Source organism: Phenylobacterium hankyongense, from assembly GCF_003254505.1.
Taxonomy (GTDB): domain Bacteria; phylum Pseudomonadota; class Alphaproteobacteria; order Caulobacterales; family Caulobacteraceae; genus Phenylobacterium; species Phenylobacterium hankyongense.
The window spans coordinates 2,127,508-2,153,127 of sequence record NZ_QFYP01000001.1 but is presented as its reverse complement, the minus strand read 5'-3'; the positions used below and the strand labels follow the sequence as shown (position 1 = coordinate 2,153,127).

26 protein-coding genes are annotated in these 25,620 nt (G+C 68.6%); 19 read left to right on the top strand and 7 right to left on the bottom strand.

Annotated features, from left to right (window positions below; translation table 11 throughout):
- Window positions 1–5: 5 nt before the first annotated feature.
- Both copC and copD read left to right on the top strand, forming a co-directional pair.
- Complete coding sequence (gene copC / locus DJ021_RS10520; protein WP_243625952.1) at window positions 6–362, top strand: copper homeostasis periplasmic binding protein CopC; 357 nt, start codon at window positions 6–8, stop codon at window positions 360–362.
- 7 nt (window positions 363–369) lie between these two features.
- On the top strand, window positions 370–1,290 hold the full coding sequence (gene copD, locus DJ021_RS10515; protein WP_111457496.1) for a copper homeostasis membrane protein CopD: 921 nt from the start codon (window positions 370–372) through the stop codon (window positions 1,288–1,290).
- Window positions 1,291–1,306: 16 nt separating this feature from the next.
- On the opposite strand, the gene DJ021_RS10510 is transcribed toward copD, so the two are convergent.
- Window positions 1,307–1,531, bottom strand: coding sequence for a heavy-metal-associated domain-containing protein (locus tag DJ021_RS10510; protein ID WP_111457495.1), 225 nt, complete (start codon window positions 1,529–1,531; stop codon window positions 1,307–1,309).
- Window positions 1,532–1,710: 179 nt separating this feature from the next.
- Between DJ021_RS10510 and DJ021_RS10505 the strand changes: the two genes are divergently transcribed.
- A complete protein-coding gene (locus tag DJ021_RS10505) occupies window positions 1,711–2,040 on the top strand; it encodes a copper-binding protein (RefSeq protein ID WP_111457494.1) in 330 nt (109 codons plus the stop codon).
- 31 nt (window positions 2,041–2,071) lie between these two features.
- Here the strand turns inward: DJ021_RS10505 and cueR are convergent, their stop codons facing one another.
- Both cueR and DJ021_RS10495 read right to left on the bottom strand, forming a co-directional pair.
- Entirely contained in the window at window positions 2,072–2,515 is a 444-nt protein-coding gene (cueR, locus tag DJ021_RS10500; protein ID WP_111457493.1) for a Cu(I)-responsive transcriptional regulator, read from the bottom strand.
- Window positions 2,512–5,007, bottom strand: a complete 2,496-nt coding sequence (locus DJ021_RS10495) for a heavy metal translocating P-type ATPase (RefSeq protein WP_111457492.1) — start codon at window positions 5,005–5,007, stop codon at window positions 2,512–2,514. Before DJ021_RS10495 ends, cueR begins: the two co-directional genes overlap by 4 nt.
- Window positions 5,008–5,157: 150 nt before the next feature.
- Here DJ021_RS10495 and DJ021_RS10490 point away from each other — a divergent pair, with 150 nt between their 5' ends.
- The 12 genes from DJ021_RS10490 (at window position 5,158) to DJ021_RS10435 (ending at window position 14,799) form a co-directional block, all read left to right on the top strand.
- Window positions 5,158–5,427, top strand: coding sequence for a hypothetical protein (locus tag DJ021_RS10490; protein ID WP_243625951.1), 270 nt, complete (start codon window positions 5,158–5,160; stop codon window positions 5,425–5,427).
- Complete coding sequence (locus DJ021_RS10485) at window positions 5,424–5,864, top strand: Spy/CpxP family protein refolding chaperone (protein ID WP_111457490.1); 441 nt, start codon at window positions 5,424–5,426, stop codon at window positions 5,862–5,864. The genes DJ021_RS10490 and DJ021_RS10485 overlap by 4 nt, the downstream gene beginning before the upstream one ends.
- A complete protein-coding gene (locus DJ021_RS10480; RefSeq protein ID WP_111457489.1) occupies window positions 5,861–6,457 on the top strand; it encodes an RNA polymerase sigma factor in 597 nt (198 codons plus the stop codon). The genes DJ021_RS10485 and DJ021_RS10480 overlap by 4 nt, the downstream gene beginning before the upstream one ends.
- A 170-nt stretch (window positions 6,458–6,627) precedes the next feature.
- Window positions 6,628–8,001, top strand: coding sequence for a cytochrome C (locus tag DJ021_RS10475; protein WP_111457488.1), 1,374 nt, complete (start codon window positions 6,628–6,630; stop codon window positions 7,999–8,001).
- A complete protein-coding gene (locus DJ021_RS10470) occupies window positions 7,986–8,384 on the top strand; it encodes a c-type cytochrome (protein ID WP_207801807.1) in 399 nt (132 codons plus the stop codon). Before DJ021_RS10475 ends, DJ021_RS10470 begins: the two co-directional genes overlap by 16 nt.
- Before the next feature lie 120 nt (window positions 8,385–8,504).
- A complete protein-coding gene (locus DJ021_RS10465; protein WP_207801806.1) occupies window positions 8,505–9,104 on the top strand; it encodes an RNA polymerase sigma factor in 600 nt (199 codons plus the stop codon).
- A gap of 10 nt (window positions 9,105–9,114) precedes the next feature.
- A complete protein-coding gene (locus DJ021_RS10460; protein ID WP_111457486.1) occupies window positions 9,115–9,732 on the top strand; it encodes a zf-HC2 domain-containing protein in 618 nt (205 codons plus the stop codon).
- On the top strand, window positions 9,729–10,997 hold the full coding sequence (locus tag DJ021_RS10455) for a S8 family peptidase (protein WP_111457485.1): 1,269 nt from the start codon (window positions 9,729–9,731) through the stop codon (window positions 10,995–10,997). The genes DJ021_RS10460 and DJ021_RS10455 overlap by 4 nt, the downstream gene beginning before the upstream one ends.
- Window positions 10,948–11,706 carry a TorF family putative porin gene (locus DJ021_RS10450; RefSeq protein ID WP_165837177.1) on the top strand — a complete coding sequence of 253 codons (759 nt, stop codon included), beginning with the start codon at window positions 10,948–10,950 and terminating at the stop codon, window positions 11,704–11,706. Before DJ021_RS10455 ends, DJ021_RS10450 begins: the two co-directional genes overlap by 50 nt.
- 138 nt (window positions 11,707–11,844) lie before the next feature.
- Window positions 11,845–12,966, top strand: coding sequence for a TIGR03118 family protein (locus DJ021_RS10445; RefSeq protein WP_111457483.1), 1,122 nt, complete (start codon window positions 11,845–11,847; stop codon window positions 12,964–12,966).
- A 10-nt stretch (window positions 12,967–12,976) separates the two neighbouring features.
- Window positions 12,977–13,696 carry a C39 family peptidase gene (locus DJ021_RS10440; protein ID WP_111457482.1) on the top strand — a complete coding sequence of 240 codons (720 nt, stop codon included), beginning with the start codon at window positions 12,977–12,979 and terminating at the stop codon, window positions 13,694–13,696.
- On the top strand, window positions 13,693–14,799 hold the full coding sequence (locus DJ021_RS10435) for a hypothetical protein (RefSeq protein ID WP_111457481.1): 1,107 nt from the start codon (window positions 13,693–13,695) through the stop codon (window positions 14,797–14,799). The genes DJ021_RS10440 and DJ021_RS10435 overlap by 4 nt, the downstream gene beginning before the upstream one ends.
- A 252-nt stretch (window positions 14,800–15,051) precedes the next feature.
- Here the strand turns inward: DJ021_RS10435 and DJ021_RS10430 are convergent, their stop codons facing one another.
- The gene (locus DJ021_RS10430; RefSeq protein WP_111457480.1) at window positions 15,052–16,680 is read right to left on the bottom strand and encodes an ABC-F family ATP-binding cassette domain-containing protein; all 1,629 of its coding nucleotides are present in this window, start codon (window positions 16,678–16,680) and stop codon (window positions 15,052–15,054) included.
- 313 nt (window positions 16,681–16,993) lie between these two features.
- Between DJ021_RS10430 and DJ021_RS10425 the strand changes: the two genes are divergently transcribed.
- From DJ021_RS10425 to DJ021_RS10415, 3 genes are all read left to right on the top strand, one after another.
- Complete coding sequence (locus DJ021_RS10425; protein WP_133254984.1) at window positions 16,994–17,302, top strand: hypothetical protein; 309 nt, start codon at window positions 16,994–16,996, stop codon at window positions 17,300–17,302.
- A 308-nt stretch (window positions 17,303–17,610) separates the two neighbouring features.
- Entirely contained in the window at window positions 17,611–18,342 is a 732-nt protein-coding gene (locus DJ021_RS10420) for a DUF4386 domain-containing protein (protein ID WP_111457478.1), read from the top strand.
- 549 nt (window positions 18,343–18,891) lie between these two features.
- Window positions 18,892–19,296, top strand: a complete 405-nt coding sequence (locus tag DJ021_RS10415; RefSeq protein WP_207801805.1) for a cupin domain-containing protein — start codon at window positions 18,892–18,894, stop codon at window positions 19,294–19,296.
- A 164-nt stretch (window positions 19,297–19,460) separates the two neighbouring features.
- Here DJ021_RS10415 and DJ021_RS10410 read toward each other — a convergent pair whose 3' ends face one another.
- Both DJ021_RS10410 and DJ021_RS10405 read right to left on the bottom strand, forming a co-directional pair.
- Window positions 19,461–20,249, bottom strand: coding sequence for a class I SAM-dependent methyltransferase (locus tag DJ021_RS10410; RefSeq protein ID WP_111459061.1), 789 nt, complete (start codon window positions 20,247–20,249; stop codon window positions 19,461–19,463).
- A 106-nt stretch (window positions 20,250–20,355) separates the two neighbouring features.
- Window positions 20,356–21,423 (bottom strand): isocitrate/isopropylmalate dehydrogenase family protein, encoded by a 1,068-nt coding sequence (locus tag DJ021_RS10405; RefSeq protein WP_111457476.1) that lies wholly within the window; start codon window positions 21,421–21,423, stop codon window positions 20,356–20,358.
- 97 nt (window positions 21,424–21,520) lie between these two features.
- Between DJ021_RS10405 and DJ021_RS10400 the strand changes: the two genes are divergently transcribed.
- The gene (locus DJ021_RS10400) at window positions 21,521–22,264 is read left to right on the top strand and encodes a transporter substrate-binding domain-containing protein (RefSeq protein WP_111457475.1); all 744 of its coding nucleotides are present in this window, start codon (window positions 21,521–21,523) and stop codon (window positions 22,262–22,264) included.
- A gap of 86 nt (window positions 22,265–22,350) precedes the next feature.
- Here the strand turns inward: DJ021_RS10400 and DJ021_RS10395 are convergent, their stop codons facing one another.
- Window positions 22,351–25,356: a TonB-dependent receptor domain-containing protein gene (locus DJ021_RS10395; protein ID WP_111457474.1), complete on the bottom strand. Its 3,006-nt coding sequence runs from the start codon at window positions 25,354–25,356 to the stop codon at window positions 22,351–22,353.
- Window positions 25,357–25,620: the final 264 nt, after the last annotated feature.

Sequence of the window (25,620 nt, the reverse complement as noted above, 5' to 3'; positions counted from 1 at the left end):
CCAACATGTCGATGTCCTTGGTCCGTTTCAGCGCTGGTGCGATGGGCGCCGCCCTTGTGCTGGCCGCCTCGCAGGCGGCCGCCCACGCCCATCTCGTCGCCTCCGACCCGGCCCAGAACGCGACCGTCGCGGCGCCGAAGCAGATCACGCTGCACTTCAGCGAGACGCTTCACCCGAAGTTCTCGGGATTCGACCTCTCCCTGGACGGCGCGCCGGTGCCGGTGAAGGCCAAGATCGCCAAGGACACGATGGTCGGCACGCCTGCCAAGCCGCTCAAGGCCGGCGCCTATCAGATCAAGTGGCACGCGGTGACCCCCGACACCCACCGGATGGAAGGCCTCTACACCTTCACCGTCCGCTGATCGCGCCATGGAGGCAGCTGTCGTCGGCGCGCGGATCGCCCAGTTCATAACGTCGGTGGTCCTGTTCGGCACGCCGCTGTTCTTCCTCTATGGATTGCGGGGATCGGCCGCCGCGAAGCTGCCGTGGGCGCGGCCCCTGCTGGCGGCGTGCGCCGGCGTCGTCCTGCTGGGCGCCGGGGTCTCGCTGCTCGCGCAGACTGCGACGATGGCGGGCGACCCCGCCGCAGCTTTCGACCGCGAGACCCTGGCGTCGGTCTTGAGCGACAGCGCCTTCGGCGCCGCGATCCTGGTGCGCCTCGCCGCGGGCGCGGCGGCGCTCATCGCAGCACTGGCGCTGCCCAAGGGCTCGCGCCTGTGGCTCGTGCTCGCGGCGCTCGGTGCGACCATCCTGGCCACCTTCGCCTGGACGGGGCACGGCGCTGCCGAGGAGGGCCTGGCGGGCGAAGCGCACGCCGCAGCTGATGTCCTGCACCTGCTCGCAGCCGGCGTCTGGCTGGGGGCCTTGGCGGCGCTCGCCCTGCTGCTCGCCACCTCGCGCCCCAGCGATGACGTCGATGCGTTTCGGCCGTTGCACCGCGCCCTGGCCGGATTCTCAGGCATCGGCTCCGCCGTCGTCGCCGTCATCCTGGTGACAGGTTTGGTCAACAGCTGGTTCCTGGTAGGGCCCTCCCGCATCGGCAGCCTGGCGTCCTCGCCCTATGGGCTGCTGCTGATGGTCAAGGTCGCTCTGTTCGTCGGCATGCTGGCCTTGGCCGCCGCGAACCGGTTCCGTCACACGCCGGACCTCGAGCGGGGCATGACCGCGAAGGACCCGCGCCACGCCATCGCCGCGCTGCGCCGCAGCGTCCTTCTGGAGACCAGCGCCGGCGTGGCCATCCTGATCCTGGTGAGCGTGCTGGGGACGCTGGCTCCCGTCGCCGCGCAGTAAGCGCGACCCCGGGCGATCAAGGGACCCACCCCGCTCCTGAGCACGCGGCGGAGTTCACCGTGTATCCCGCCTCTTCCACCGCCTTTGACACCGCCGATGCTGCGGCGCTCGTCTTCGCCTCGACCGACTTGCCGGCCAGGTCGACGTGGACCTCCGCCTGGGGATCGAGGGCGTTGATGGCGCGGGTCACCGCCTGGACGCAGTGGCCGCAGCTCATTCCATCCACATTCAACCGAACCATTGGGCATCTCCTGTGATCGATGCACCCGAGGTAGGGTTTCCCACCATGGGAGGGTCAAGGGGCGTCGGGTCTGTATTTTTGCGGGACTCTCTAAGGGGGACGGCGACCTGCGTGCGTATATCGAGCGACGCATTGGGCCGCCAAGCCGCCCTCCACGCGAACCCCCGAAGGAGATCCAGATGAAGTTAGTTCTCGCCGCGACTGCCGCGCTGCTGCTCGCCAGCCCGGCGCTCGCCCGACCCATGGCCTCCATGCCGGGCATGTCGGCCAAGGATCATGCGGCCATGTCCGGCAAGACGGTCCAGGGGACCGGCGTGGTCACGGCCGTGGACACCAAGGCCGGCAAGGTCACCCTGCATCATGGCCCCATCGCGGAATTGAGCTGGCCCGCCATGACCATGGCCTTCAAGGCGTCCGCCGACGTCCTGAAGTCCGCCAAGGTCGGCCAGAAGGTGGCGTTCTCGCTCAATCCGGCGACCAGCGAAGTGGTCGCCATTCAGCCGCAGTAGCCGATCGGGACCGCCATCAGGGCGGCGGTCCCTACCGCCCGAAGCGGCCGTCGGGCGACGCGACGGTCAAGCCGCCGACGTCCCCGGCGCCGCCCGCCAGGTCCGCGAGGATCGGGCAATCCGGGCGGTCGTCGCCGGCGCAGCAGCCGGACAAGTGGCGCAGGGTGTCGGCCATCGCCTGCATCTCGGCGATTCGAACCTCGAGGTCCTTCACATGGCCGTCGGCGATGGCCTTCACCTCGCGGCTGGGGCGGTCGCGGTCGCGCCAGAGCGACAGCAGGTTGACGATCTCCTCGACCGAGAACCCCAGGGTCCGCGCCCGCTTGATGAACCGCAGGTCGTTCACATCCCGCGCGCCGAAGCTGCGGTAGTTGCTGTCCGTGCGGTCCGCCGGGCGGATCAGCTTCGTCTGCTCGTAGTAACGGATCATCTTGGTGCTGACGCCGGAGGCGCGCGCCGCCTGGCCTATATTCATGCGGCGTCTCCTTGCAGCGAAGGCGCCGCCGGCAGCGGTGAGCGGAAGCCCCGCAGCCGCAGCGCATTTGTGAGTACGCTGACGCTGGACAGCGCCATGGCGCCGGCGGCCACCACCGGCGACAGCAGCAGGCCGAACGCCGGATAGAGGGCGCCGGCCGCCAGCGGGATCAGCACCACGTTGTAACCGAAGGCCCAGACCAGGTTCTGGCGGATGTTGGCGAGCGTCGCCCGGCTGAGCGCGATGGCGTTGACCACCCCGCGCAGGTCGCCGCTCATCAGCACCACGTCCGCGCTCTCGATGGCGATATCGGAGCCCTGCCCGATGGCGATCCCCACGTCGGCCGTGGCCAGCGCCGGCGCGTCGTTCACGCCGTCGCCGACAAAGGCCGCCGGACCGTGCGCTGCGCGCAGACGCCGGACGGCGTCGGCCTTCTCGCCGGGCAGGACCTCCGCCAGCACATCGTCGATCCCGAGCTCTCGGGCGACGGCCTCCGCGGTGCGTCGGTTGTCGCCGGTGACCATCGCGACCTTCAGGCCGAGACGGTGGAGGGTCATGATCGCCTCCCGGGAGGTGGGCTTGATCGGATCGGCGACGGCAAGGACGGCGGCCGGCTGACCGTCCACGGCGGCGTAGAGCGGCGTCTTGCCGGCGTCGGCGAGTTCGCCGGCCTTCGCGGCGAAGGTGGAGATGTCGACTCCCCGATGAACCATGAAGCGATCGGCGCCGACCAGCACCTGGCGCCCCGAGACCGTCGCCTCGACCCCGAATCCGGGCGTGGACTGGAAGCTCGCAGGTTCGCGCAGGACCAGGTCACGCGCCCTCGCCGCCTCGACAATCGCCCCTCCCACCGGATGTTCGGAGCGGCGCTCAACGCTGGCGACCAGCGCCAGGACCTCGTCCTCCTTGAAAGGCGCGGCGGTGCGGATGTCGGTCAGCTCTGGCCGCCCCTTGGTTAGGGTTCCGGTCTTGTCGAGGGCGACGACGCGCACATCGCGCAGCGCCTGCAGGGCCTCGCCGCGGCGGAAGAGGACGCCCAGCTCGGCGGCCTTGCCGGTTCCCACCATGATCGAGGTTGGCGTCGCCAGTCCCATGGCGCAGGGGCAGGCAATGATCAGCACGGCCACCGCGTTCACCAGGGCGAACCCCAAGGCCGGCGTCGGCCCGAACGCCAGCCAGGCCAGGAAAGTTAGCGTGGCGACGGCGATCACCGCCGGCACGAACCAGGCGGTCACCTGGTCCACCAGGCCCTGGATCGGCAGCTTGGCCCCCTGGGCGGTCTCGACCATGCGGACGATCTGCGCCAGCAGCGTGTCGGCCCCGACCTTGGTGGCGCGGAAGCGGAAAGCCCCGGTCGCGTTGACGGTGCCGCCGATTACCGCGGCGCCGGCCGACTTCTCCACCGGGATCGGCTCGCCGCTGATCATCGACTCGTCGACGAAGGAGGCCCCGTCGAGGACTTCGCCGTCCACAGCGATTCGCTCCCCGGGCCGGACGGTGACGACGTCGCCTGGGACCACCTCGGCGATCGGCAGCTCGATCTCCGTGCCGCCGCGTTCCACCCGCGCGGTCTTGGCCTGCAGGCTCATCAGCCGCTTGATCGCCTCGCTGGTGCGGCCCTTGGCCCCAGCCTCGAACCACCGGCCCAGCAGGATCAGGGTGACGATCACCGCAGCGGCTTCATAGTAGACGTTGTCAGCGGCCGGCGGCAGGACGCCCGGCGCGAAAGTCGCCACGGTGGAGTACGCCCAAGCCGCGGTCGCGCCCAGCACCACCAGACTGTTCATGTCGGGCGTGAACCGGATCAAGTTCCGGACGCCCTTGCGGTAAAACCGCAGCCCCGGTCCGAAGAGTACGAACGTGGCCAGGGCGAAGCTCAGCAGGCGCCAGCCCGGCTCGCCGATCGTCATCCCAATCGCATGGTGCATTTCGGGCACGAGGTGGCCGAGCATCTCCACGACGAACAGCGGGAAGCTGGCCGCGGCGGCCAGGATCACCGACCGGCGCAAATTGCGGATCTCCGCCTGGCGGGCTTCACGCTCGCGATCAACCTGTTCGGCGGAGGCCACCTGGATCGGCTGCGCGGCGTAGCCGGCCTTGGCCACGGCCGCGGCAAGCTCGCCCGGCGACGCGGCGGCCCCGACCGTGCGGATGGTCGCCCGCTCGGTGGCCAGGTTGACGGCCGCGGCGACCACACCGGGGACCTCGCGCAGGGCCTTCTCGACCCGCGCGACGCAGCTGGCGCAGGTCATGCCGTCGATCTTCAGCTCGGTCTGGCGCTCGACCGGCTCGTAGCCGGCGGAGCGGATCGCCTCGGCCACAGCTTTCGGGTCGCCGCCGGCCACCTGGGCGCGCTCGGACGCCAGATTCACCGCCGCGCTCCGCACGCCGGGCACGGCCTTGATGGCCTTCTCCACCCGTCCGACGCAGCTCGCGCAGGTCATGCCTAGGATGGGAACGTCGAACGGATTCAAGGTCAGGGTCTCGGACATCGCGCGCTTCCTCTTCTCGATGTCCGCCCCAGATAGGGGTTCCCATCATGGGAAGGTCAAGGGCGTTTGCGGGATCGAAGGCGCAGGACGCGTATATGCGGTGGGGTTGTGACGAAGGACGCTCCGATGCGAGACGACTTGGATCAGCTGATGGCGCGCTTGGCCGGGAGCGAGCAGGACCGCTCCCTCGCCGGATTCGAGGAGGCCGTGCTGCGCGGCGTCGCGCGCCGGCGCGAGGAGCTGCGGACGACGAGCGCCCTGGCGCCGATCCGGATCGCCTCGGTCGGCCTGGCGCTGGCGATCGGCGTCACCGCAGGGGGCGTGGGGGCGGCCACCACCTTCGCCCAGTCGCGGCAGGTCAGCCCCTTTTCCGCCGCCGCGCACCTCGCCCCGTCGACGCTCCTGGAGGGCGACCGGTGAGCCCGGCGCGCAGCATCCTGCTGACGATCGTGCTCTCGGTCGTCGCCGCTGCGGGCGGCGCCTGGGGCGGCGCCCATTTCGTGGTGGGCCGGATGCACCACGGAACCCCGTTCCACCAGATGGTCCATGAGGAGCTTCACCTCACGCGGGACCAGGATCGCCGGATCGACGGTCTGGAGCGCGACTACGCGGCGCGCCGCCGGGCGCTGGAGGCGGAGATGCGGGCCGCCAACGCCGACCTGGCTCAGGCCATCCGGCAGGGCCACGCCTACACGCCGGCGGTGCAGCACGCGATCGACCGCTCGCACCAGGCCATGAGCCAGCTGCAGACGCAGACGATCCTTCACGTGCTCGCCATGCGGCAGGTGCTGACCCCCGACCAAGCCGCCCGCTTTGACGAGACCGTGGGAAGGGCCCTCACCGAAGACGCCGCGTGAGCCAGGCGCCCGAACGAGGAGACGCCGAACTGGCGCAAGCGGCGGCCGGGGGCGACGAGCGCGCCCACGCGGAGCTCGTGCGGCGACACAAGGAGGGCCTCTACCGGCTGCTTCGCCCCTATCTGGGCGATCCCGACGAAGCCTTTGAAGCCGCCCACGAGGCGTTCATCGCCGCCTGGGGTGCGCTCGCCCGCTACGATCCGTCTCGCTCTTTCGGCGCGTGGTTGCGCACCATCGCCATCAACAAGGCCCGCGACCGCGGGCGGCGGCTGGCGGTCCGGCGCTTCGTCTTAGGCGCGACGTCCCTCGAAGGCGGCGGGGCGCATGAGCGCGAAGACACCACGGCTCGGGCGGACGATGCGCTCATCGAGCGCGAAAGGATCGAGGCGCTTGAGCGCGCGATCGCGCGCCTGCCCGCCTCCCTCAGGGCGGCGTTGCTGCTGACCGCGATCGAGGGGCGCTCCCAGCAGGAGGCGGGCGAGATCCTCGGCGTGTCCGCCAAGTCGATCGCGCCCGCACGCATGGGGTCACCAGATGCGCGGCTCTTCCTCGAACGGCGCAGCTTGAACCATTTCCGACGCCGCGAGCACTAACTCGAAGATCAGACGCGAAGACATGCTTGACGCGCACCCGGCAGCGCGAACCCGCCGGCGGGATCTTGGTATTCCTTCGCCTCGAATGCTCATGATGTGGCGATTTCCACGCCGCCTCACGTGATGGCGGCCGCCTAAGACGGATCAAACCCTCTCGAAGGGAGATCAGCATGCCGTCGCGCAAGATCTGGGACCGCAGGGTGATTGTCGTGACCTTTGCGCCGGCGTGGCTTGGGGCGCTCGTGGCGCTCGCCCTGGCCTCGACGCCGGCCGGGGCGGTCCCGGCGTTCGCCGTGCAGACCGCCCAGCCCTGCCAGGCCTGCCACGTCGGCGGCTTCGGCCCGCAGCTGACGCCCTACGGCCGCAACTTCAAGCTTCGCGGCTACACCCAGCGCGCGACGGCCTTCAACTTCCCCATCGCGGCCATGGCCGTCGCCTCCTATGTGCAGACCGCCAAGGACCAGCCCAGCCCCCCGGCGTCCGGCTTCCACACCAACGACAACAGCGCGCTCGACCAGGTCAGCCTGTTCCTCGCCGGCGGCTTCGGCGCCCATGTCGGCGCCTTCGTGCAGGCGACCTATGACGGCGTGGCCAGGACCTTCGCCTGGGACAACGTCGACCTGCGCCTGACCACCACCACCCAGGTCCGCGACAGGGATCTCGTCCTGGGCGTCAGCCTCAACAATTCCCCGGGGGTGCAGGACCCCTGGAACACCCTGCCCGCCTGGAGCTTCCCCTACACCGACTCCGCCCTGGCGCCGGCCCCCGCCGCCTCGCTGCTGATCTCGGGCAGCCTGGCCCAGACCACCCTCGGGGCGACGGGCTATGCCTGGATCAACTCCGAACTCTACCTGGAAGCTGGCGGCTATGGCTCTCCGGGCGCGACGGCGCTCCGGCGGCTGGGCGCCGATCCCTTCTCGCCCGGCGACATCGACGGGCTGGCGCCTTACGCACGCATCGCCTGGCAGAAGACAGTGGGGGGCGGCGTGGCGGAGATCGGCGCGGTCGCCCTTCACGCCAGACTTCACCCCGGAATGGATCGCTCCACCAGCCTGACCGATCGCTACACCGACCTCGGACTGGATGCGTCCTATCAGAGGACGCTCGGACACGGCGACGTGCTGACCGTGGATTCCCGTTACGTCCACGAACGCCAGAGGCTGGACGCTACCTGCGCGCTCGCCGCCTCCGAGGATCCCGGCTGCGCCCGGGCCACCCTGAATGACCTGCGGCTCAACGCGTCCTACTACTGGCGTGATCGGGTCGGCCTGACACTCGGCGCCTTCGACACCTTCGGCTCCGCCAATCCGGTCCTCTATCCCGACCACCGCAGCTTCAAGCCGGACAGCTCCGGCCTCACCCTGCAGCTCGACGGGACCCCCTGGGGAGCGGCCTCGCAGCCCGCACGTCGGCTCAACATGCGGGTGGGGCTGCAATACACCCACTACCTGCGGTTCGATGGCGCCCGCCGCGCCTTCGACGGCGCGGGCCGCAATGCCTCCGACAATGACACCCTGAGGCTGTTCACATGGTTCGCCTTCTGATGGCCGTCGCGGCGGCCAGCGTCGCAGGCGTGGTCGCCGCGCCCTGCGCCACCAAGGCGTCGACGGCGGCTGGCCCCGACCCGGCGCGTGGGCGCAGCGTGTTCGCCGCGCAGTGCAGCGTCTGCCATTCGAACGCCCGCAACGGCGGCGTGGTGGTCGGTCCGCCGTTGTTCGGGGTGGTCGGCCGCAAGGCGGGCTCGGTCGCCGACTTCAGCTATTCGTCGGCGATGAAGACCGCGGGGTTCGCCTGGACGCCGGACAAGCTACACGCCTACCTGCCGGCGCCGCGCACCTACCTGCCGGGGGTCAAGATGACCTATCCGGGCCTGCGCGACCCGAACCAGCTGGACGATCTGGTCGCCTACCTCGAGACCCTCAAATGACCGGTCGCAAGCCGGCCCCGGCCTGTACGCTGCGTCCGCCCCGGCCAGGCCACGGGATCGCCTGCATTGAACCTCTTCCCCGCCGGCCGGAATTAACGCGCGAGCGCAGGGGAGCCGATCTTGGTTGGCCATGGCGTCGCAGATCGTCTGCACCAAGCCAACGCTTCGGCGCCGGCCGAGGACCCGTCTGAGCTCATCGCGAGGGTATGCCGGCGCGACCTGCGCGCGTTCGAATGCCTGTACCGGGACTATCACCCACGACTGACCCGATTTCTGACCAGCATGATCCGTCGGCCGCAACTGGTAGAGGAGGTGCTCAACGACACCATGCTCGTCGTCTGGAACCAGCCCGAACGCTACAATGGCGCCAGCAAGCTCTCGACCTGGATCTTCGCCATCGCCTACCGCAAGGCGCTGATGGCCCTCCAGCGCCAGGACGATCCCGTCGACGACGGACGGGCCGAGAGCCGGGCCAGCGCGGAGGCCGGCCCCGAAGACGAGCTGGGTCAGCGACAGGTGCGGAAAATCCTGCTGAAGGCGATCGGCGAGCTCTCGCCGGATCACCGCACGGTCGTCGACCTGACCTACTTCCACGAGATCGGGTACCGGGAGATCGCCGAGATCATGGACTGCCCGGTGGACACGGTGAAGACCCGGATGTTCCACGCCAGACGCCACCTCAGGCGTCGGCTCGCCGGCGGACTGGCGGACTGGCTGTGAGGCCGAGGCCATGACGCACATCATCCCCTTGCATGACCGCCATCAGGAGACGCTGCGGCTGCTGCCCTGGTACGTCACCGGACAGCTGGACGAGGTCGAGCGACGGGAGGTGGAGGCCCACCTTGGCCGTTGCGCGGCTTGCCAGGCCGAACTGGACCTCGAGCGCCAGCTGGCCGCCGAGGTGGCCGCGCTTCCGATGAGTGTGGAACCGGGCTGGGCGCGGATGCGCACCGACCTGGACGCACAGCGTCGCTTCCGTGGGGCCGCGGACCATGTCGATCCGCCCGCACGCGGCGTGGGGCGGCGCCTCGCCTACGCCGCCGTCGCCTTGATCGTGGCGGCGGGGCTCATGCTGCCGCCGAGCCAGCCCGCCCGCTATCACACGCTGGGCGCGGCGCGGACCTCGCCGTCCGGCAATGTGATCGTCGCCTTCCGGCCGGAGACGACCGAGGCGGACCTGCGCCGCCTGCTGATCTCCAGTCGCGCGCGCCTGGCGGATGGTCCGACCGCCGCCGGCGCCTACCTCCTCAGCGTCCCGCCGCAGGCGCGCGCCGCCGCCCTCGCGCGGCTGCGAAAGGATTCCGAAGTCCTGTTCGCCGAACCCATCGACCCGAGCCCGCCGCCATGACCCGCGCGCGCCGCAGCCCCAAGGCGCTCGCCAGCCTCTGCGTGGCGGCCGCTGGCTGGCTATGGGCGGGCGCTGCCTGGCCGCAAGCGCGCCCGCCGGCCGACGCGCCGCAGCAGGTCCTGGTGCTGCTTCAGCTCGCGCCGGAGCACTACCGGCCACATTCCGCTTACGGCGCCGGCTATGGCGACGACCTGGCGCGCAGCGCCCGGCGGCGGCAGGCGGCCCGCATCGCCCGTGACCACGGGCTGGTCCTGGTCAGCGGCTGGCCAATGCCGCTGGTGGGGCTGGACTGCTACGTAATGGGCGTGCCGAAGGGGCAATCCGCCGAGGCCGTCGCCGCGCGCCTTTCCCGGGAGCCCGGGATCGCCTGGTCCGAACCCATGCAGGTGTTCCACGCTCAGGGCGGCGCGGCGACGCACAATGACCCGCTGTTTCGCGCACAGCCGGCCGCGACGGCGTGGCGCCTGGCCGACCTGCACCAGGTGGCGACCGGCCGGAACGTGTCGGTGGCCGTCATCGACAGCACGGTGGAGAGCCGCCACCCTGATCTCGCCGGCCAGGTCGCGATCCGCGAGGATTTCGTCGCCAACGGCCAGGACGAGGCGGAAGAACATGGGACGGCGGTGGCCGGGGTCATCGGCGCGAAGGCCGACAACGGCCTCGGCATCGCCGGCGTCGCGCCCGGCGCCCGGCTGATGGCGCTACGGGCCTGCTGGCAAGTCCGCTCGGCGGCGCGCCCGGACACCGTCTGCAACAGCCTCAGCCTCGCCAAGGCGCTGCACTTCGCCATCGACCAGCAGGCGCAGGTGATCAATCTCAGCCTCAGCGGCCCGTCCGACCCGCTGCTCGGGCGGCTGGTCGACGTGGCCATCGGACGCGGCGCCATTGTGGTCGGCGCCTTCGATCGCACCCTCCCCCGCGGCGGCTTCCCCGCCTCGCACCCCGGCGTCGTCGCCGTCCAGGAGGAGTCGCTGGCCCGCCCGCCGGCCGGCGTCTACGTTGCGCCAGGGCAGGATATTCCCACCACCGAGCCAGGCGGACGCTGGTCTCTGGTCAATGGCAGCTCGTATGCAGCGGCGCACGTCAGCGGGCTCTTCGCCCTGTTACGCGAACGTCGAAAGAGCCGGACCGGCGCGCTCTCGCTCGTCTCGACCCAGGCCGGCGGCGGCGCCATCGACGCCTGTGCGACGCTCACCAACGCCGCCACGACCTGCGGTGGCGTTCGACAGGCCGCCGTCAGGGTCCTGGCGCCGCGGTCGCGCTGAGGCGATCGCCCGCCGCCGCGTCGCACCCACCCTCGTCCTGTCGCTGCTGACGCTGAGCCTCGCTGCGCCTGCCGCCGCACAGGTCGGCGCCAGCCTGTCCGCCGCGTCGGACTACCGGTTCCGCGGCGTCTCCCTAAGCAACGGGCGGCCGACCCTCAGCCTGGACCTGTCGCGCGATGACCCCAGCGGTCTCTACATGGGCGCCTCCGCCACGGTCGCGGGCGCCCATGCGGGTCCGCAACTGCTCGAACTGCAGGAGTACGTCGGCTACGTCCGGCGAACGCGCGGGCCCTGGGCGATCGACGCCGGCCTCACGAACAGCGACTACGCGCGATACGACGAGCGCCTGCCGTCCATCGCCTACCAGGAAGCCTACGTCGGCCTGGTCGGCCGGCGCCTGGCCTACCACCTGCACTATTCGCCCAACTACTTCGGCCAGCCCTACGGGACGCTCTATTCCGAGGTCGACGGAACCATCCGGACCGCGAACGACCTGCGCCTCAGCGGACACCTCGGCCTGCTGGCGCCGACCGGAGGCCGGCGAGACGACAAGGACCTTCAGTACGACTGGCGCCTGGCGATCGCCGCCGCCGTCCGCGGGTTTGACGTGCAGCTGGCCTGGACGGGCGCCCGGCCGGATTCGGAGTCCGAGGCGGGCCACGCGCGAAGGCGCAGCGCCCTCGTGGTCGGGGTCAGCAAGGCCTTCTGACCGCCGCGCCCGACGACAGTGTCGGAGCAACTCCCGGCGCTCTTAAAAAATTCCCACTCGCTTTGAACGTGCGCCCTGCGCCGGGTCATTCACCGGTAGGCGCCCGGGTCACCGCCCGGCCAGGCCGTGGAGGGAACGATGTTGCATCTCAAGACAAGCGCTGCCGCGATCGCCCTGGCAGCGGGCATGCTCGCGTCGCCGGCGCTGAGCGCCCCCGTCCAGCTCTCGGACGCCCAGCTCGGCGCGGTCGCCGCCGGTATCCGGTTCACGATCACCAACCAGGTGGCGGACCGGAGCGGCGTGGCCCCGGTCACCGATCCGCTACTGGTCAATCCTTGGGGCCTGTCGCAGGGCCCTGGCGGGCCGCTGTGGGTCGCCAACAACCACACCGACTCCTCGACCGTGTACAACAAGGACACCTTCGGAAAGCTGGCGCTGGAGGTCGCCGTCCCCGGCGGCCCGACCGGCACCACCTATGTGGGCCTGACCAACGCGTTCAACATCACCAGCGCCGGCAAGACCGGACAGACGGTGTTCGCCTTCGCGACCGAGTCCGGCCAGATCCAGGGCTGGAACCCCACGGTCGACCCGACCCACACCGTCGTGGCGGTTGACCAGTCGGCCAGCGGCTCGATCTTCAAGGGCCTGACGCTGGGGCTGGACGAGACTTCGGCGCGCCTGTTCGCCGCCGACTTCGGCAACGGCGTCGTCAGCGTCTACGACACCAGCTTCAACAAGATCCGCAGCTTCACCGACCCGAAGCTGCCGGACGGCTACGTGCCCTTCAATGTCCAGAACCTGAGCGGCCTTCTGTACGTCGCCTTTGCGAAGAAGGAACCGGGCGCCGCCGACGAGACCGTCGGACGTGGGCTCGGGTTCGTGGACGTGTTCGACACCGACGGCCATCTCCTGCGCCGACTGATCGAGCACGGCCGGCTGAACGCCCCCTGGGGCCTGGCCATCGCACCGGCCAATTTCGGCAAGTTCGCCGGCGCCCTGCTAGTCGGCAACTTCGGCGACGGGCGGATCGACGCCTACGACCGGACGACCGGCGCGTTCATCGGCGCCCTGCGGGACGAGGACCGCCGCAAGGTCTCGATCGAGGGCCTGTGGGCGCTGCGCACCGGCCCGAACGGCACGATCACCTTCTCGGCCGGTCCCGCCGAAGAGACCCAGGGGCTGCTGGGCTCGATCGGCCCGCAGGTGCGCACCTGGGGCCACGACGAGATGGCGAGCATGGTGATGAAGGGGCCGCACTGAGGTTCCCGCGATGCCCAGGCCCATCTCAGGCGCTGGCAGCCTGGCCTGGGCCGGCGCGGCGGCGCTGCTGGCGTTCGGCGCCGCGCCACCGGGCGGGGCCGCGCCCATCGCCCCCAGCGCGGAACCCCGCCCGGACACGGGCTCGCGCCCGGACGCCAAGCCGGTGCGCAGCCTGCTGGAGCTGCGCGACGACCGGCTGGTGCGCCAGCACTGGGACCTGTCCTGCGGCGCCGCGGCCATCGCCACCCTGATGACCTACCAGCTCGGCGATCCGGTCAGCGAGCGGCAGGCGGCGCTGGGCATGCTGCGGACGGGGGACGTCCGGCTCGTACGCGCCCGGCTGGGCTTCTCGCTCCTGGACCTCAAGCGGTTCGCCGCCAGCCGCGGATTCGCCGCCGCGGGCTATGCCGACCTCAGCCTGGACGAGCTGCTGGCCATGGCCCCGGCGGTGGCGCCGATCCGGGTGCGCGGCTTCGGCCATTTCGTAGTGGTGCGCGGCCGCCGCGGCGACCGGCTGCTGCTGGGCGATCCCGCCTTCGGCAACCGCACCATGAGCGTGGAGGGCTTCATGCGCGTCTGGACCAGCCGTATCGGCTTCGTGGTGGCGCCGCCTGACGATCCGCATCCGCCGAACCGCATGGGCGCGCCGCCCGAGCTGTTCCTGGCGCCTTCGGGCCCGGCGCTGCGCGCCGCCGACGCCGCGCTACGGACGGTCGGAGGCCCGTCGTGAGGCCCGGGGTCCTGGCGCTGGCCGCCTGCTGCCTCGTCGCCGCACCCGTCCGCGCCCAGCCGCTCGCGCGCGACGAGTTGCTCGAGGCCCTGAAGGCGCGGGACCGGGTGATCGCCGCCCTCGAGCAGCGGGTCGCCGCCCTCGAGCGGGAGCACGCCGCCACCCCAACGGCCGTCCAGGGCTCGGCGCCGTCCCCGACGCTGATACCGTCCGCCGCGTCAGCGTCCGCCAAGCCGACGCCGGTCGACGACGACGCCGAACTGCAGGCCCTCTCCCGAACCCTGGTCCAGCGCGGCGGCCTCGTGCTGCCCCCCTGGCGGGCGGAGATCATCCCCACTCTCGCCTACAGCAACCGCGAGGTGCAGGGCCTGGCGCTGGCCCAGACGCCGGAAGGCGTGCCCACCGTCGCCGACCAGCGCCTGCGCGAAGACCAGCTGCGCGCCTCGGCTGCGCTGCGCCTCGGCCTGCCCTGGTCGAGCCAGCTGGAGGTGCGGGTCCCCTACGCGGGCCTGCGCGAGTCCAGGACGCTCGGCGACGGCACGCACGCCGTCAACGAAGCCTCGGGATTCGGCGACGTGGAGGTGGCCCTCAGCCATCAGTTCCTGCGCGAGTCGGGGTGGCGGCCGGACCTGGTCGGCGGCCTCTCCTGGCGGTTCGCCACCGGCCGCGATCCATTCAGCGCACAGGTGTCATCGGTCGCCGCCGGCTCGGGCGTGGAGGAGTTCGGCGCCCGGGTCACGGCGGTGAAGAGCAGCGATCCGATGGTGTTCTTCGCCACCCTGTCCTACGCCCACGACCTGGCGGCGCATGAGGCCGGCAGTGTCGTGCAGCCGGGCGACGCCATGGGCCTGTCGCTGGGCGCGGTGCTGGCCGTCAATCCGGACACCTCGCTCACCTTCGGCCTCGCGCAGGACTTCCGCGCCAGGACCCAGATCGACGGGGTCGGCGCGCCGGGGTCCGACACCACCGCCGCCAGCCTGCAGCTGGGTCTGGACCGGGTGCTGGGGTCGGGGGCCCTGCTGGACGTGACCCTCGGCGTCGGCCTGACCCGCGACGCGCCCGACTACGCCCTGCAGGTCTCGCTGCCGATCCGCTTCCGCTGAAACGACAACTTCCTCGTGGAGGAGCTTCAGGCTTCAGAGGCCTTCCGAACATGATCTTGGAACGGCTGCCCCGAGTTTCCGGCCGGCTCTGTCGTGGATCCGCCCCACGCCCGGGACGCCTACCCCGTTCCTTCTCGCTCCTTCGATCGGGGCGCCGGCCAAGCTTCTCTATCCCGGGAAGGACCGTAGCACCCGCCGGGAATGAAGGGCGGCCGTAGCCCGCTCCCGCGCTGGCCTCAGGAGCCAACGCCGCTACCCTCCCGGGTGCAGCCCCGGCGCTTCCTGGCCCGTGCGGGTGACATATTCCGTATAACCCCCGCCGTACTGATGGACTCCCTCGGGCGTCAGCTCCAGCACGCGGTTCGAAAGGGACGCCAGGAAATGGCGGTCATGCGAGACGAAGAGCATGGTGCCCTCGAAGTTCGCCAGGGCCGCGACCAGCATCTCCTTGGTCGTCATGTCGAGGTGGTTGGTCGGCTCGTCGAGCACCAGCAGGTTGGGGGGATCGAACAACATCCTGGCCATGACCAGGCGCGCCTTCTCGCCGCCGGACAACACGCGGCAGGGCTTTTCGACATCGTCGCCAGAGAAGCCGAAGCACCCGGCCAGGGTGCGCAGCGCGCCCTGCCCGGCCTGCGGGAACGAGCTGTCCAACGACTCGAAGATCGTCTCTTCGCCGTCCAGCAGGTCCATGGAGTGCTGGGCGAAGTAGCCCATCTTGACGCTGCTCCCGATGCTGACCGCACCCTCATCGGGCGGAGTGGCGCCAGCCACCAGTTTCAACAGCGTCGATTTGCCGGCGCCGTTGGCGCCAAGCACGCACCAGCGTTCCTTGCGGCGCACCAGGAAATCGAGGCCCTCATAGATTGGCTGAGCGCCGTAGCGCTTGTGGACATTGCGTAGGCTGATCACGTCGTCACCCGACCGAGGCGGGCTCTTGAATTCGAACTGGACCGACTGGCGACGGCGCGGCGGCTCGACCCGTTCGATCTTGTCGAGCTTCTTCACCCGGCTCTGGACCTGGGCGGCGTGCGAGGCGCGCGCCTTGAACCGCTCGATGAACTTGATCTCCTTGGCCAGCATGGCCTGCTGGCGCTCGTATTGCGCCTGGCGTTGCTGCTCGCTGAGCGCGCGCTGCTGGTCGTAGAAATCGAGATCGCCCGAATAGGTGATGAGCGCGCCGGCGTCGATCTCCACCACCTTGCCGATGATGCGGTTCATGAAGGCGCGGTCGTGCGAGGTCATCAACAGGGCGCCCGGGTAGTCCTTGAGGAAGGCCTCGAGCCAGATCAGGCTTTCCAGATCGAGGTGGTTGCTGGGTTCGTCGAGCAGCATGCCGTCGGGCCGCATCAGCAGGATGCGGGCCAGCGCCACGCGCATCTTCCAGCCCCCGGACAGCAGACCGACGTCTTCATCCATGCGTTCCTGGCTGAAGCTTAAGCCCGCCAGCACCTCGCGCGCCCGCGCTTCCAGCGCATAGCCGTCCAGCTCCTCGAACCGGCCCTGCACCTCGCCATAGCGTTCGATGATGGCGTCCAGTTCGTCGGCATGGTCCGGATCGACCATGGCCGCCTCGAGCCTGGACATTTCGGCGGCCAGCGCGCTGACGGGACCGACGCCATCCATTACCGCGGCGACCGCGCTCTGGCCTGACATCTCGCCGACGTCCTGGCTGAAATAGCCGACGGTCATTCCGGGATCGATTGCGACCAGTCCGTCGTCGGGTTGCTCCTGACCGGTGATCATGCGGAACAGCGTCGTCTTGCCGGCGCCGTTCGGGCCGACAAGCCCGACCTTTTCGCCCTTCTGGACGCCCATCGAAGCATCGATGAACAGGATCTGGTGGCCGTTCTGCTTGGAAACATTATCGAGGCGGATCATGGGGCGGTCCGCTAACTCGGCGGCGAGGAGAACACCAGCCTCAGCCCATGGGCTTCTTGTCTCAGCAGCGCGCCAGCCACCTGCTCGGCAATCCGTCGGGTGAGCAATCGCGCCCGCGCTGCCCACAAGCAGGGGCTGGCTTCCTTTGCAGGCAACGTCCGCTATGCGCCACAACCGGAACTTGGGCAGCTCCCCGACAGCCGACCTTTCGAGCCTTAGCTCGAGGACCGACTCCGACCCCTTGCAGACATCTCGGTGTAGGTGGAAGCTCTTCCTCTAGACGCCGTGTCCTCTAGACGCCGTGGTGATGAGGATGAGCGCCTACGTCAAATCCAATCGTGGTGTTGTTTTCAGCTTCACCTCCGTAGGGGCAGTTGAAGCCATGGAAACGGAAGCCGCCAAAGACGGATTCGTGCTCGTGGCGGTGATCGGCCGAGACGAAAACCGCGCAATGGATGTGAACTTTGCGGGTGATTACGAAGCACAGTCGAACGCCCTGCAAGATCAGCTGGGCGGCGCCAAATTCTATTGGTACGCAGAACCTGAGCACCTACTGGCGCTCAGCGGCTATGCGATAGAGGCCAGCCTCAGCCATAAGACCAAGGTCACCCCGGTGGACTAATCCGGATGTCCGCTAGCCACCCTCCCCTGACATTCGGGAAGTCTGCTCTCGCTGCCACGTCGAGCCGCAGAATAAAGTCTGGAGTGCGCCACAACCGGACCTTGAGGCCCTCCCCGGAGGCCATTTAGGCGGCCGAGCTCAGGGACCAGCTACGAGCCAAGTTCAACCAGCTCTACGATTGCTCACCAGCCACGCCCTCAAGAGTTACAAGAGATTAAGCAGCACGCAGGACGCTGCCATGGTTCTTTGCCGCTCATAAGAGCTGCTGACGCCGGCCGCCCTGACCTGAGCCGAGAGGCCGTTGCGTGATGCGAGATGCGACTGTTGGCGCCGCCAGCCGGCCCGGCCCTCCCGTCCAGCCTTCCCAGCGCACCGCCGCCCAAATCGCCGGCGCCATCCTGCTGCTGGCAATGGCGAGCTCTATATTCGCGGAGTTCGTCGGCCTCGGCGCGATCGAGATTTCGGACGACGTCGGTGCGACCGCCCGCAGCATCGTGGCATCCGAGCAACTGGTGCGGATCGCGGCGGTCACCGACCTCGTCTGTTTTGTCAGCGACGTGGCCATCGCGGCCGCGCTCTACGTGGTGCTGCGACCGATCAACCGCGGCCTCGCCGCCTTCGGGGCGTTCCTGCGGGTGGCTGATGCGGTGGTCTTGGCCATGAGCACCGTCGCACTCTTCGCCGCGCTGCGGCTTCTCGGCGGCGCTCCCTACCTGCAGTCCTTCGACGTGGAGCAATTACAGACTCTAGCCCGCTTGCTACTCGGCGTACGAGCGGACACGATGAGCTTCGGCTGGGTGTTTCTCGGCCTGGGCCAAGCGGTATTCGCCTGGCTCTGGCTGAAGTCGGGCTACATCCCGAAGTTGCTCGCAGCCTGGGGAATCTTCGCCTCGTCGCTGCTGGCCCTCGTGCCGCTGGCCTTGATGGTCCTGCCCCAAATCCGCGGGGCGGTCGGTATGCTCTATATGGCGCCGATGTTCTTCTACGAGGTACCCCTCGGGATTTGGCTGCTGGTCAAGGGTATCCGCGAAGTCCGCTAACCCATCCTACCCTGACCTTCGACAAGTCTGCTCTTGCGGCTCAGTTGAGCTGCAGGACAAGCTCTGCAGAGCGCCAATGATGTTCATGATGGAGCTTGTGGAACGCGTCACATCGCCCCTCCCCCGACGACTGCTTGTCGCGGAGACTTGGCTGTCGCCTACGCTGCTCAAGGAAAGGGGATAGCGACGCCGCGACAACGTCAGGTCCTCTCGCCACCCCTTTCTGGTGCAAACGGCCCCGGAGTTAGGGGCGGTTCGCGGCACTGGGGGCTGGTTCGCGGCGTCAGCGAACGCTAGGGCGCTTCGTTCACACCGAGGTGTGGGTACAGGTTCAATCCCGGTCGCGTGCACCCGTCTTTTCAATGACTGCGCGCTCAAGCACTACTTTGGCAGTTCAAGGGCTTGGTGATTCTCGCGCAATCAAGCTCTGGGCCGATTGGCGGCCAGGAGCCTGTTTATGAAGCCATCGCAGTGGAAGACTCTTTGGGTGGCCCGTCCAGCGCCCGCCGTTGCTCAAGAGGTCGCGCAATGAATGAAGTAGGGAGCTCCGTGCCGGCGATTCTGCGGCCCGCCACCCTCATCCCCCGCGAACGCGGCGGCGGGGCGCGGACGATACCGTTGGTCAGCGCCCGCATCGGCTCGTCGAAGACGCTCAGCGGCATTACGGAGTTCGATCCCGGCGCCGCGATTGCCCTGCATATTCACAACTGCGAGGAGACCGTGCTGGTCCTGGAAGGAGAGGCGGTCGCCGAAATCGATGGGACGGAGCATAACCTCAGAGCCAGCGACACCACGTGGATTCCCGCGGGAACGCCCCACCGCTTCCGAAATCCCTCGAATACAGCGCGCACGCGAATCTACTGGACCTATGCCTCCATCGACGCCACCCGCACCGTGATTGCAACTGGCGTCACCACGCGCATCGACGAAGAGCATGGTGTCGCCCGGGGATGACGCAAGAACAGCATCGGTTATTGCCTGTTCACACCGACTATCGAACAAGCGACGTCGTACGGCTTGAGAGCCCCTTGCACGACCCCTGCGGAGCCCGAGACGAGTTCCTCCTCGCGGCCACCGCTCAGAACTTCCGCGGGTCGCCAAGCTCATCGGCAGTGATGTCAAGGAACCGGCGGTAGGCTGGCGCAAGACGCCACCAGGGTGCGCCAAGGCACGGTCACCTCGTCCCGCCCCCGCAGGTCGGGATCATTCTCGATCAACGCCCTGAGCCGCGCGACCACCACGTCGCGCTCGGCCTTTGGGAGGACATTGATGTAGCTGAGCGACAGCGCAAAGCGGACGATCGCCAGCTCAGGCGATGTGCGGGTCGAATGCGCGATAGTCTCTTCCTCAAGGGGACCGAAGCCGTCAGCCGGAAAGGCCGCCCGCCACAGGCTGTTGCGAAATGTCGGCGCGTCCCCTTCGTAAGGCACGAGGATCGCCTGCCAGCGGGCGACCCAGGCGGTCCTGACGTCGGGCAGGTTCCAGACAAGACCCAGCCGTCCCCCCGGCTTCAGCACCCGGCGAATCTCGGTGAGGGCCCCGGCGTTGGCGAACCAGTGGAACGACTGGGCGCAGAGCACGGCGTCGGCAATGCCGTCCGGAAGCGGAATGCGTTCGCCCGATCCATCCAACACCTGGACATCGGGATGCCGCTTGATCAGTTCCGAGCGCATCGCGGCCACCGGCTCGATCGCGATCACCCGCGCCTGGGTCTCGATCAGCCGGTCCGTGAACTTGCCGGTGCCCGCGCCGATCTCGACGGCCGTGCGACCTGACCACAGCCGACATGCCTTCGTCAGCCACGCCTCAATCTCCGCCGGATAGCCTGGCCTCGACATCGCATAGGCCGCGGCGCTTGCGCCGAAGCCAGTTGTGGCCGTCTCATGCACCTGCTTTGCAGACGTCATTGGGATGCCCATCCGGGCAAGTCCCTGCAAGGCGCGGAGGGCCGGCTTACCGCAGGATGTGATCTCTGAGCGCCGTTGCAAGGTGGCCAAGAGGGCTGCGCCGGGGTCATTGTAGACTTTCCAGCGCTTCGGCGACGGAGCGCGCGAACGCAGTCGTTGTGGCGGATCCCCCGAGGTCCCGAGTCCGCGCCTCCGGCCGATCAAGCACCCGCTCAACGGCAGCCCCGAGCCGATGGGCCGCCGCGATCAGCCTGGCCTCGCCGTCGCGTCGTCCGCGCCAGTCCAGCAGCATGGCGGCCGACCGGATCAGCGACACGGGATTGGCGACGTCCTGGCCGGCGATGTCGGGCGCCGAGCCGTGCTGCGCCTGGGCGACACAGACCAAGTCGCCGGCGTTGATCGAGCCTCCCAGCCCCAGGCTGCCGGTCAGTTCCGAGGCCTCGTCCGAAAGGATGTCCCCGAACATGTTGGTTGTGACTATGACGTCGAACCGGTCGGGACTGCGGATCAGCAGGGCGGCCGCGGCGTCGACGATGACCTCGTCGAGGGTCACGTCCGAATAGGCCTCGGCGACCTTGCGGACCTCGCGCAGGAAGAGGCCGTCTGTGAGCTTGAGCACGTTCGCCTTATGCACCGCGGTCACCTTTCGGCGGCGCTCCCGCGCGAGATCGAAGGCGACCTTCGCCACCCGCGAGCATGCATTGGCGGTGATCTTGCGGATCGCGAAGGCGCTGTCACGATCAGGCATGAACTCGCCCGGCCCGGCAAACATGCTGCGGTCGGCGTAGAAGCCCTCGGTGTTCTCGCGCACGATCACCAGATCCATCGGCTTGCGCAGGACCGTCAGGTCGGTGCGCGAGCGGCAGGGGCGGATGTTGGCATAGAGTTCGAAGACCGTCCGCAGCTCCGCCGAGGGATTCACGCCTCCCTCGGCCCGCGGGGGATAGTCGTAGTGCGACACCGGGCCCAGGATGACCCCGTCGGCTTCGGGCACGCGCCGCAGCACGTCCGCCGGCAAGGTCGTCCCGCGGGACTTCAGGCTGGCCAGCCCGATATCGGCCTGCTCGAATGTAAGGCTGAGGGCAAGATGGGCGTCGAGCTTCCGCAGGACCGTCAGGGCGGCCTCGGTGATCTCGGGTCCGATGCCGTCACCGGGCAGGACGAGGATGTGCATGCGGTAGGGTCTCGGTGCAGGATGGAAGCACACCCTCGCGGGAGTGTCCCTCAATTTGTCTGAATAGGACGCTGAGGACAGCCGAAAAGGAGACCGGATGGCCCCGTCTGACGCCTCTGTCGCCGCCGCGCTCGCACCAACGGGCGTGCTGCGCGCGGCGATCAACCTCGGAAATGTCGTTCTGGCGCGCAGCGACCTGATCGAGGGCGCCGCCGGCGTGAGCGTCGATCTCGCGCGCGAACTGGGGCGCAGGTTGGGTCTGCCGCTGGAACTGGTCATCTACCGGACGGGCGGCGAGATTATCCCCGGCCTGGCGCACGACGCCTGGGACGTGGCCTTCCTCGCGGTTGAGCCGGAGCGCGCTGCGCTGGCCACGTTCACGGCGCCCTATGTGTTCATCGACGGGACCTATCTCGTCCGTGAGGAGGCGCCCTTCATTTCGGTGGCCGAGCTCGACGCGCCGGGGGTTCGCATCGCGGTGGCTGAGGGCGCCGCCTACGACCTCGCCCTGACGCGCCAGCTGCGGTTGGCGACACTGGTGCGGGCGCCAACGTCCGCCGCCGCCATCCGGCAGTTCCAGGCGCACGGATTGGAGGCCGCCGCAGGCATCCGTCCGCGGCTGGTCCAGGCGGCTGCGGCGGCGACGGGCTTGCGCGTTCTCCCGGACAGCTTCAGCCGCATCGAACAGGGCATGGCCCTCCCGGGTGACCGTCCCCTGGCCGCGCGATATCTTTGGGATTTCGTGGAGGCCGTGAAGGCGAACGGTTTCGTTGAGGACGCCCTCGCCCGTCACGCCCAGAACGGTGTCGCCGTCGCGCCGCCGCAGGCGCGGCGCGACTAGGCTCGCCGTGGCCGCCGCGCCAGGGAGTGTGTCTTGCTCCCGGGCGCGGCGTTGGCCCCCTAGCTGCAGCGAACTTGGGGCTCTCCTCAGAAGTGGGCCTTGAGGTTGACGTAGTAGGTGCGGCCGATGATGTCGTAGGTGGCGGTGTCGGTCGTCAGCGGCTGTCCGCTGACAAACGGCGGCGCTTTGTCGCCGATGTTGGTGACGCCCGCTGACAGGATCAGATTATCGCGGACGCTCCAGTGAACGTCAGCGTCGAAGTAGTTGTAGGACGGCACGCCGGCGGTCGTGGCGGCCGGGCTCGCCACCAGATCCTGGTGCTTCATCTTGTCGATGAACCGCCAGTGCAGGGCGGCCGAGACCGGGCCAACCGAGTAGCCGATGGTGGTGTTCGCCTTCCACTTCGGGTGGGCGATTTCCGGACTGACGGAGGCGTTGCCGATGCTGCCCGCGTAGTCGAGGACGGGCGCGCCCGGCAGAGACGCGACCTTGTACGAGTTGGTATAGGTGATCACCGAGCTAACCCGGATGCGCCCGTAGGTCTCCGAGAGGCCGAGGGCGTCGAGGCCGAAACTCCAGTCGACTTGGGTGTCCACGCCATCGGTCGAGTAGGTCGCCAGATTCAAGAAGCCCTCGCGGCCCAGCACGATGTCGCCGGTCCTCGTGTCTCGCGTGATCTGCTGGCAGTAGATGTTGCTGTTCGAGTAGGTCGAGTTGCTGACGCCGTCGACGTTGAAACAGCGCGGCAGGATGCTGGTCAGGGCCAGCGTTCCCACCGCATTGTCGATCTTGATGTTGTAGTAGTCGACGGACACCTGCAGGTTCTGCAGCAGCGGTTGATCGAATGTCGGACTCCAGACCGCTCCCACCGAATAGGTCTTGGCCTTTTCCGGTGTCAGCTTGGGGTTGCCGCCCGAGGTTCCGAACACCGAGTCCGCGCTCTGAGTGAAGGTCGGCAGCAGAGCGGAGGGGATGCCCTGGGCCTGGCAGAGCGCCAGCACCTTTGCGGCGTTGGCGTTGGCGGCGGCGCGGAACTTGCTCGCTGCCGAGCAGGGGTCGCCAGCATCCGGCAGAGTGCCGATGGTGAGCTGCCCGTTGACCGTCGGCGCGAAGAGTTCGCCAACGCTGGGCGCGCGCAGCGCCGTCGAATAGCCGCCGCGCAACCGCAAGGTGGAGATCGGCTTCCAGCTTACATCGGCCTTGTAGGTGTTGGAGGCGCCGAACAGGTTGTAGTCGGACCGGCGGTAGCCGAGATCCAGCGAGAGGTCCTCGACCAACGGCAAGTCCTTCAGCACCGGGATCAGCAATTCGCCGAACACTTCCCTGGCCGTCTGCGACCCGGAGGTCGGCACGGCGGTGGGGTAGGAGGGCGTGTCGTTGGCGATCAGCCCCTGGTCGGGCCGATAGTCGAAGTTGGTGCTCCGGTAGTCCGCTCCCAGGGCGAAGCGCAGCTCGCCGGCGGGCAGGTCGTAGAGTTTGCCCTGGATCGTCGCCTCGAAGTCCTTCTGGGTGATGGTGGCGGTGTTGTGAAGCTCGCGCGTAGCGTATTCGCGGCAGCCCGGGCTGAGGGGATTGTTGCCAAGCGGGTTCCAAGCATAGCCGATGCAGGCGCCTGTGGCGCCGGTAAAGTTGGCCGTGCCGTTCAAGATGCTGGCGATGGCGGCCTTACTGGTGTCGTTGGCCTGGTTGTTGTCGTAGCTGTCGCGGCCGAAGCTGCCGTAGACATCCCAGGTCAAGCCGGTGCCGGGGATGTCGCCCTTAAAGCCGCCAAGGACCTGGTAGACGTCGTACTTGAATGTCTGGATGCGATTGCCGCTCATGGTGAGCAGCTTGATCAGCGGCAGCGGCTGGGTGGTCGCCGCGCTCGGCGTACGCGATGCAAGGATCGACTGCAGGGCTGCATTGCCGGTCACGAAGGGGTTGTTGAGCGGCACGAAGAAGAACTTGCCTGCCGCCGTTGAGCCGCCGGCGGTTTCGTCGCGGGCCGTGGACTCCATGAAGTTGAACTGGCCGTAGGCGTTGATGTGGTCGGTCACCGCATAGTCGCCGCGACCCATCACATTGTACTTTGTGAGCGGCACCTGGATGGCGAAGTACTGGCCGAGCGCCACCTGCACCTGGCGGCAGTTCGGGCTGATGTTCACGCCCGGGATCGTACCCAGGCCACGATAATTCTGCACACAGTTGGTCCCGGCCAGGTCGGTGAAGATCGTGCCGTCGGTGTTGACGCCGATAGCGCCGTTGTAGGCGCCGGTTCCAGCGATCGGGGTGGTGCCCGGATAGGTGGCCAGCACGGCGTTGACCGCGGCGATGGTCGGCGGGTTGCCGAATGTGCCGGCCGGGATGATGCCCTCCGGTGGCCGGGCCAGTTGGCGGATGCTTGCGAAGAATGGTCGGGAGGCGCCAGAGACGGCGGCGCGCTCCGAGTATTCGAAGTCGATCATCGCGTTGCCGCGGTTGTCGGCGAAATTGCCGCCCACCAGCACGCTGAATTGGTTGGTCTCGCCGTCGCCCTTGGTGGCCCCCCCGTGGGTCGCCGAGAGCTCGAGGCCGGAGAAGTGGCGCCGGAGTTTGAAGTTGATCACCCCGGCGATGGCGTCGGAACCATAGGTGGCCGACGCGCCGCCGGTGATCACCTCGACGTTTTCAATCATCGACATGGGGATGGTGTTGAGGTCGATGGAGCCGTCGGGGTTCGAGGCCTGCAGCCGCCGCCCGTCGAGCAGAATCAGGGTGCGGTTGGGGCCAAGGCCGCGAAGATCGCCATAGGACTGGCCGCCCGCGAATCCGCCGCCGCCCTGAACGTCCCCGACTTCGCTTTTGCCCTGTGCGGCGGCGAACTGCGGCATTTGTCCAACCGCGACATCCAGCGTCGGCTGGCCCGCTGCCTGGAGGGTTGCGGAGTCTATCGTGGAGATCGGACTGTCGGATTGGAAGTCGCGCCTGGCGATCAGCGAGCCCGTGACCACGACCTCTTCGACCTGTGTCGCAGGCTTCTGGGCCGCCGGCGGAGCGGATTGCGCCTGGGCGACGGAACCGACAAGGGCGAACGCGCACGCTGAGGCGCTGCCCAGCAACTGGTGAATTCTCATGGTGCCTCCCCTGATTTCTCGTCAGTAAAATCGCGAGAAATGCTTTTGCTTTCCTTCGATGTATCCGCAGCCCTGCGTCGCATGAAGGTTTTGATTACGTCTATTTGCTTGGATTGCGGCTCTCCCCCGCCCTTTTCACCTTCGTTGCTATCCAGCGCCTGCGCATTGACCTACTCTCCGCGCAGAGAGTGGAACTCCCGAACGCCCTCGACGCAGAGGTCGACGACTGGCCGGCGTATCCTGCGGCACAGTCCCCATGCCGAA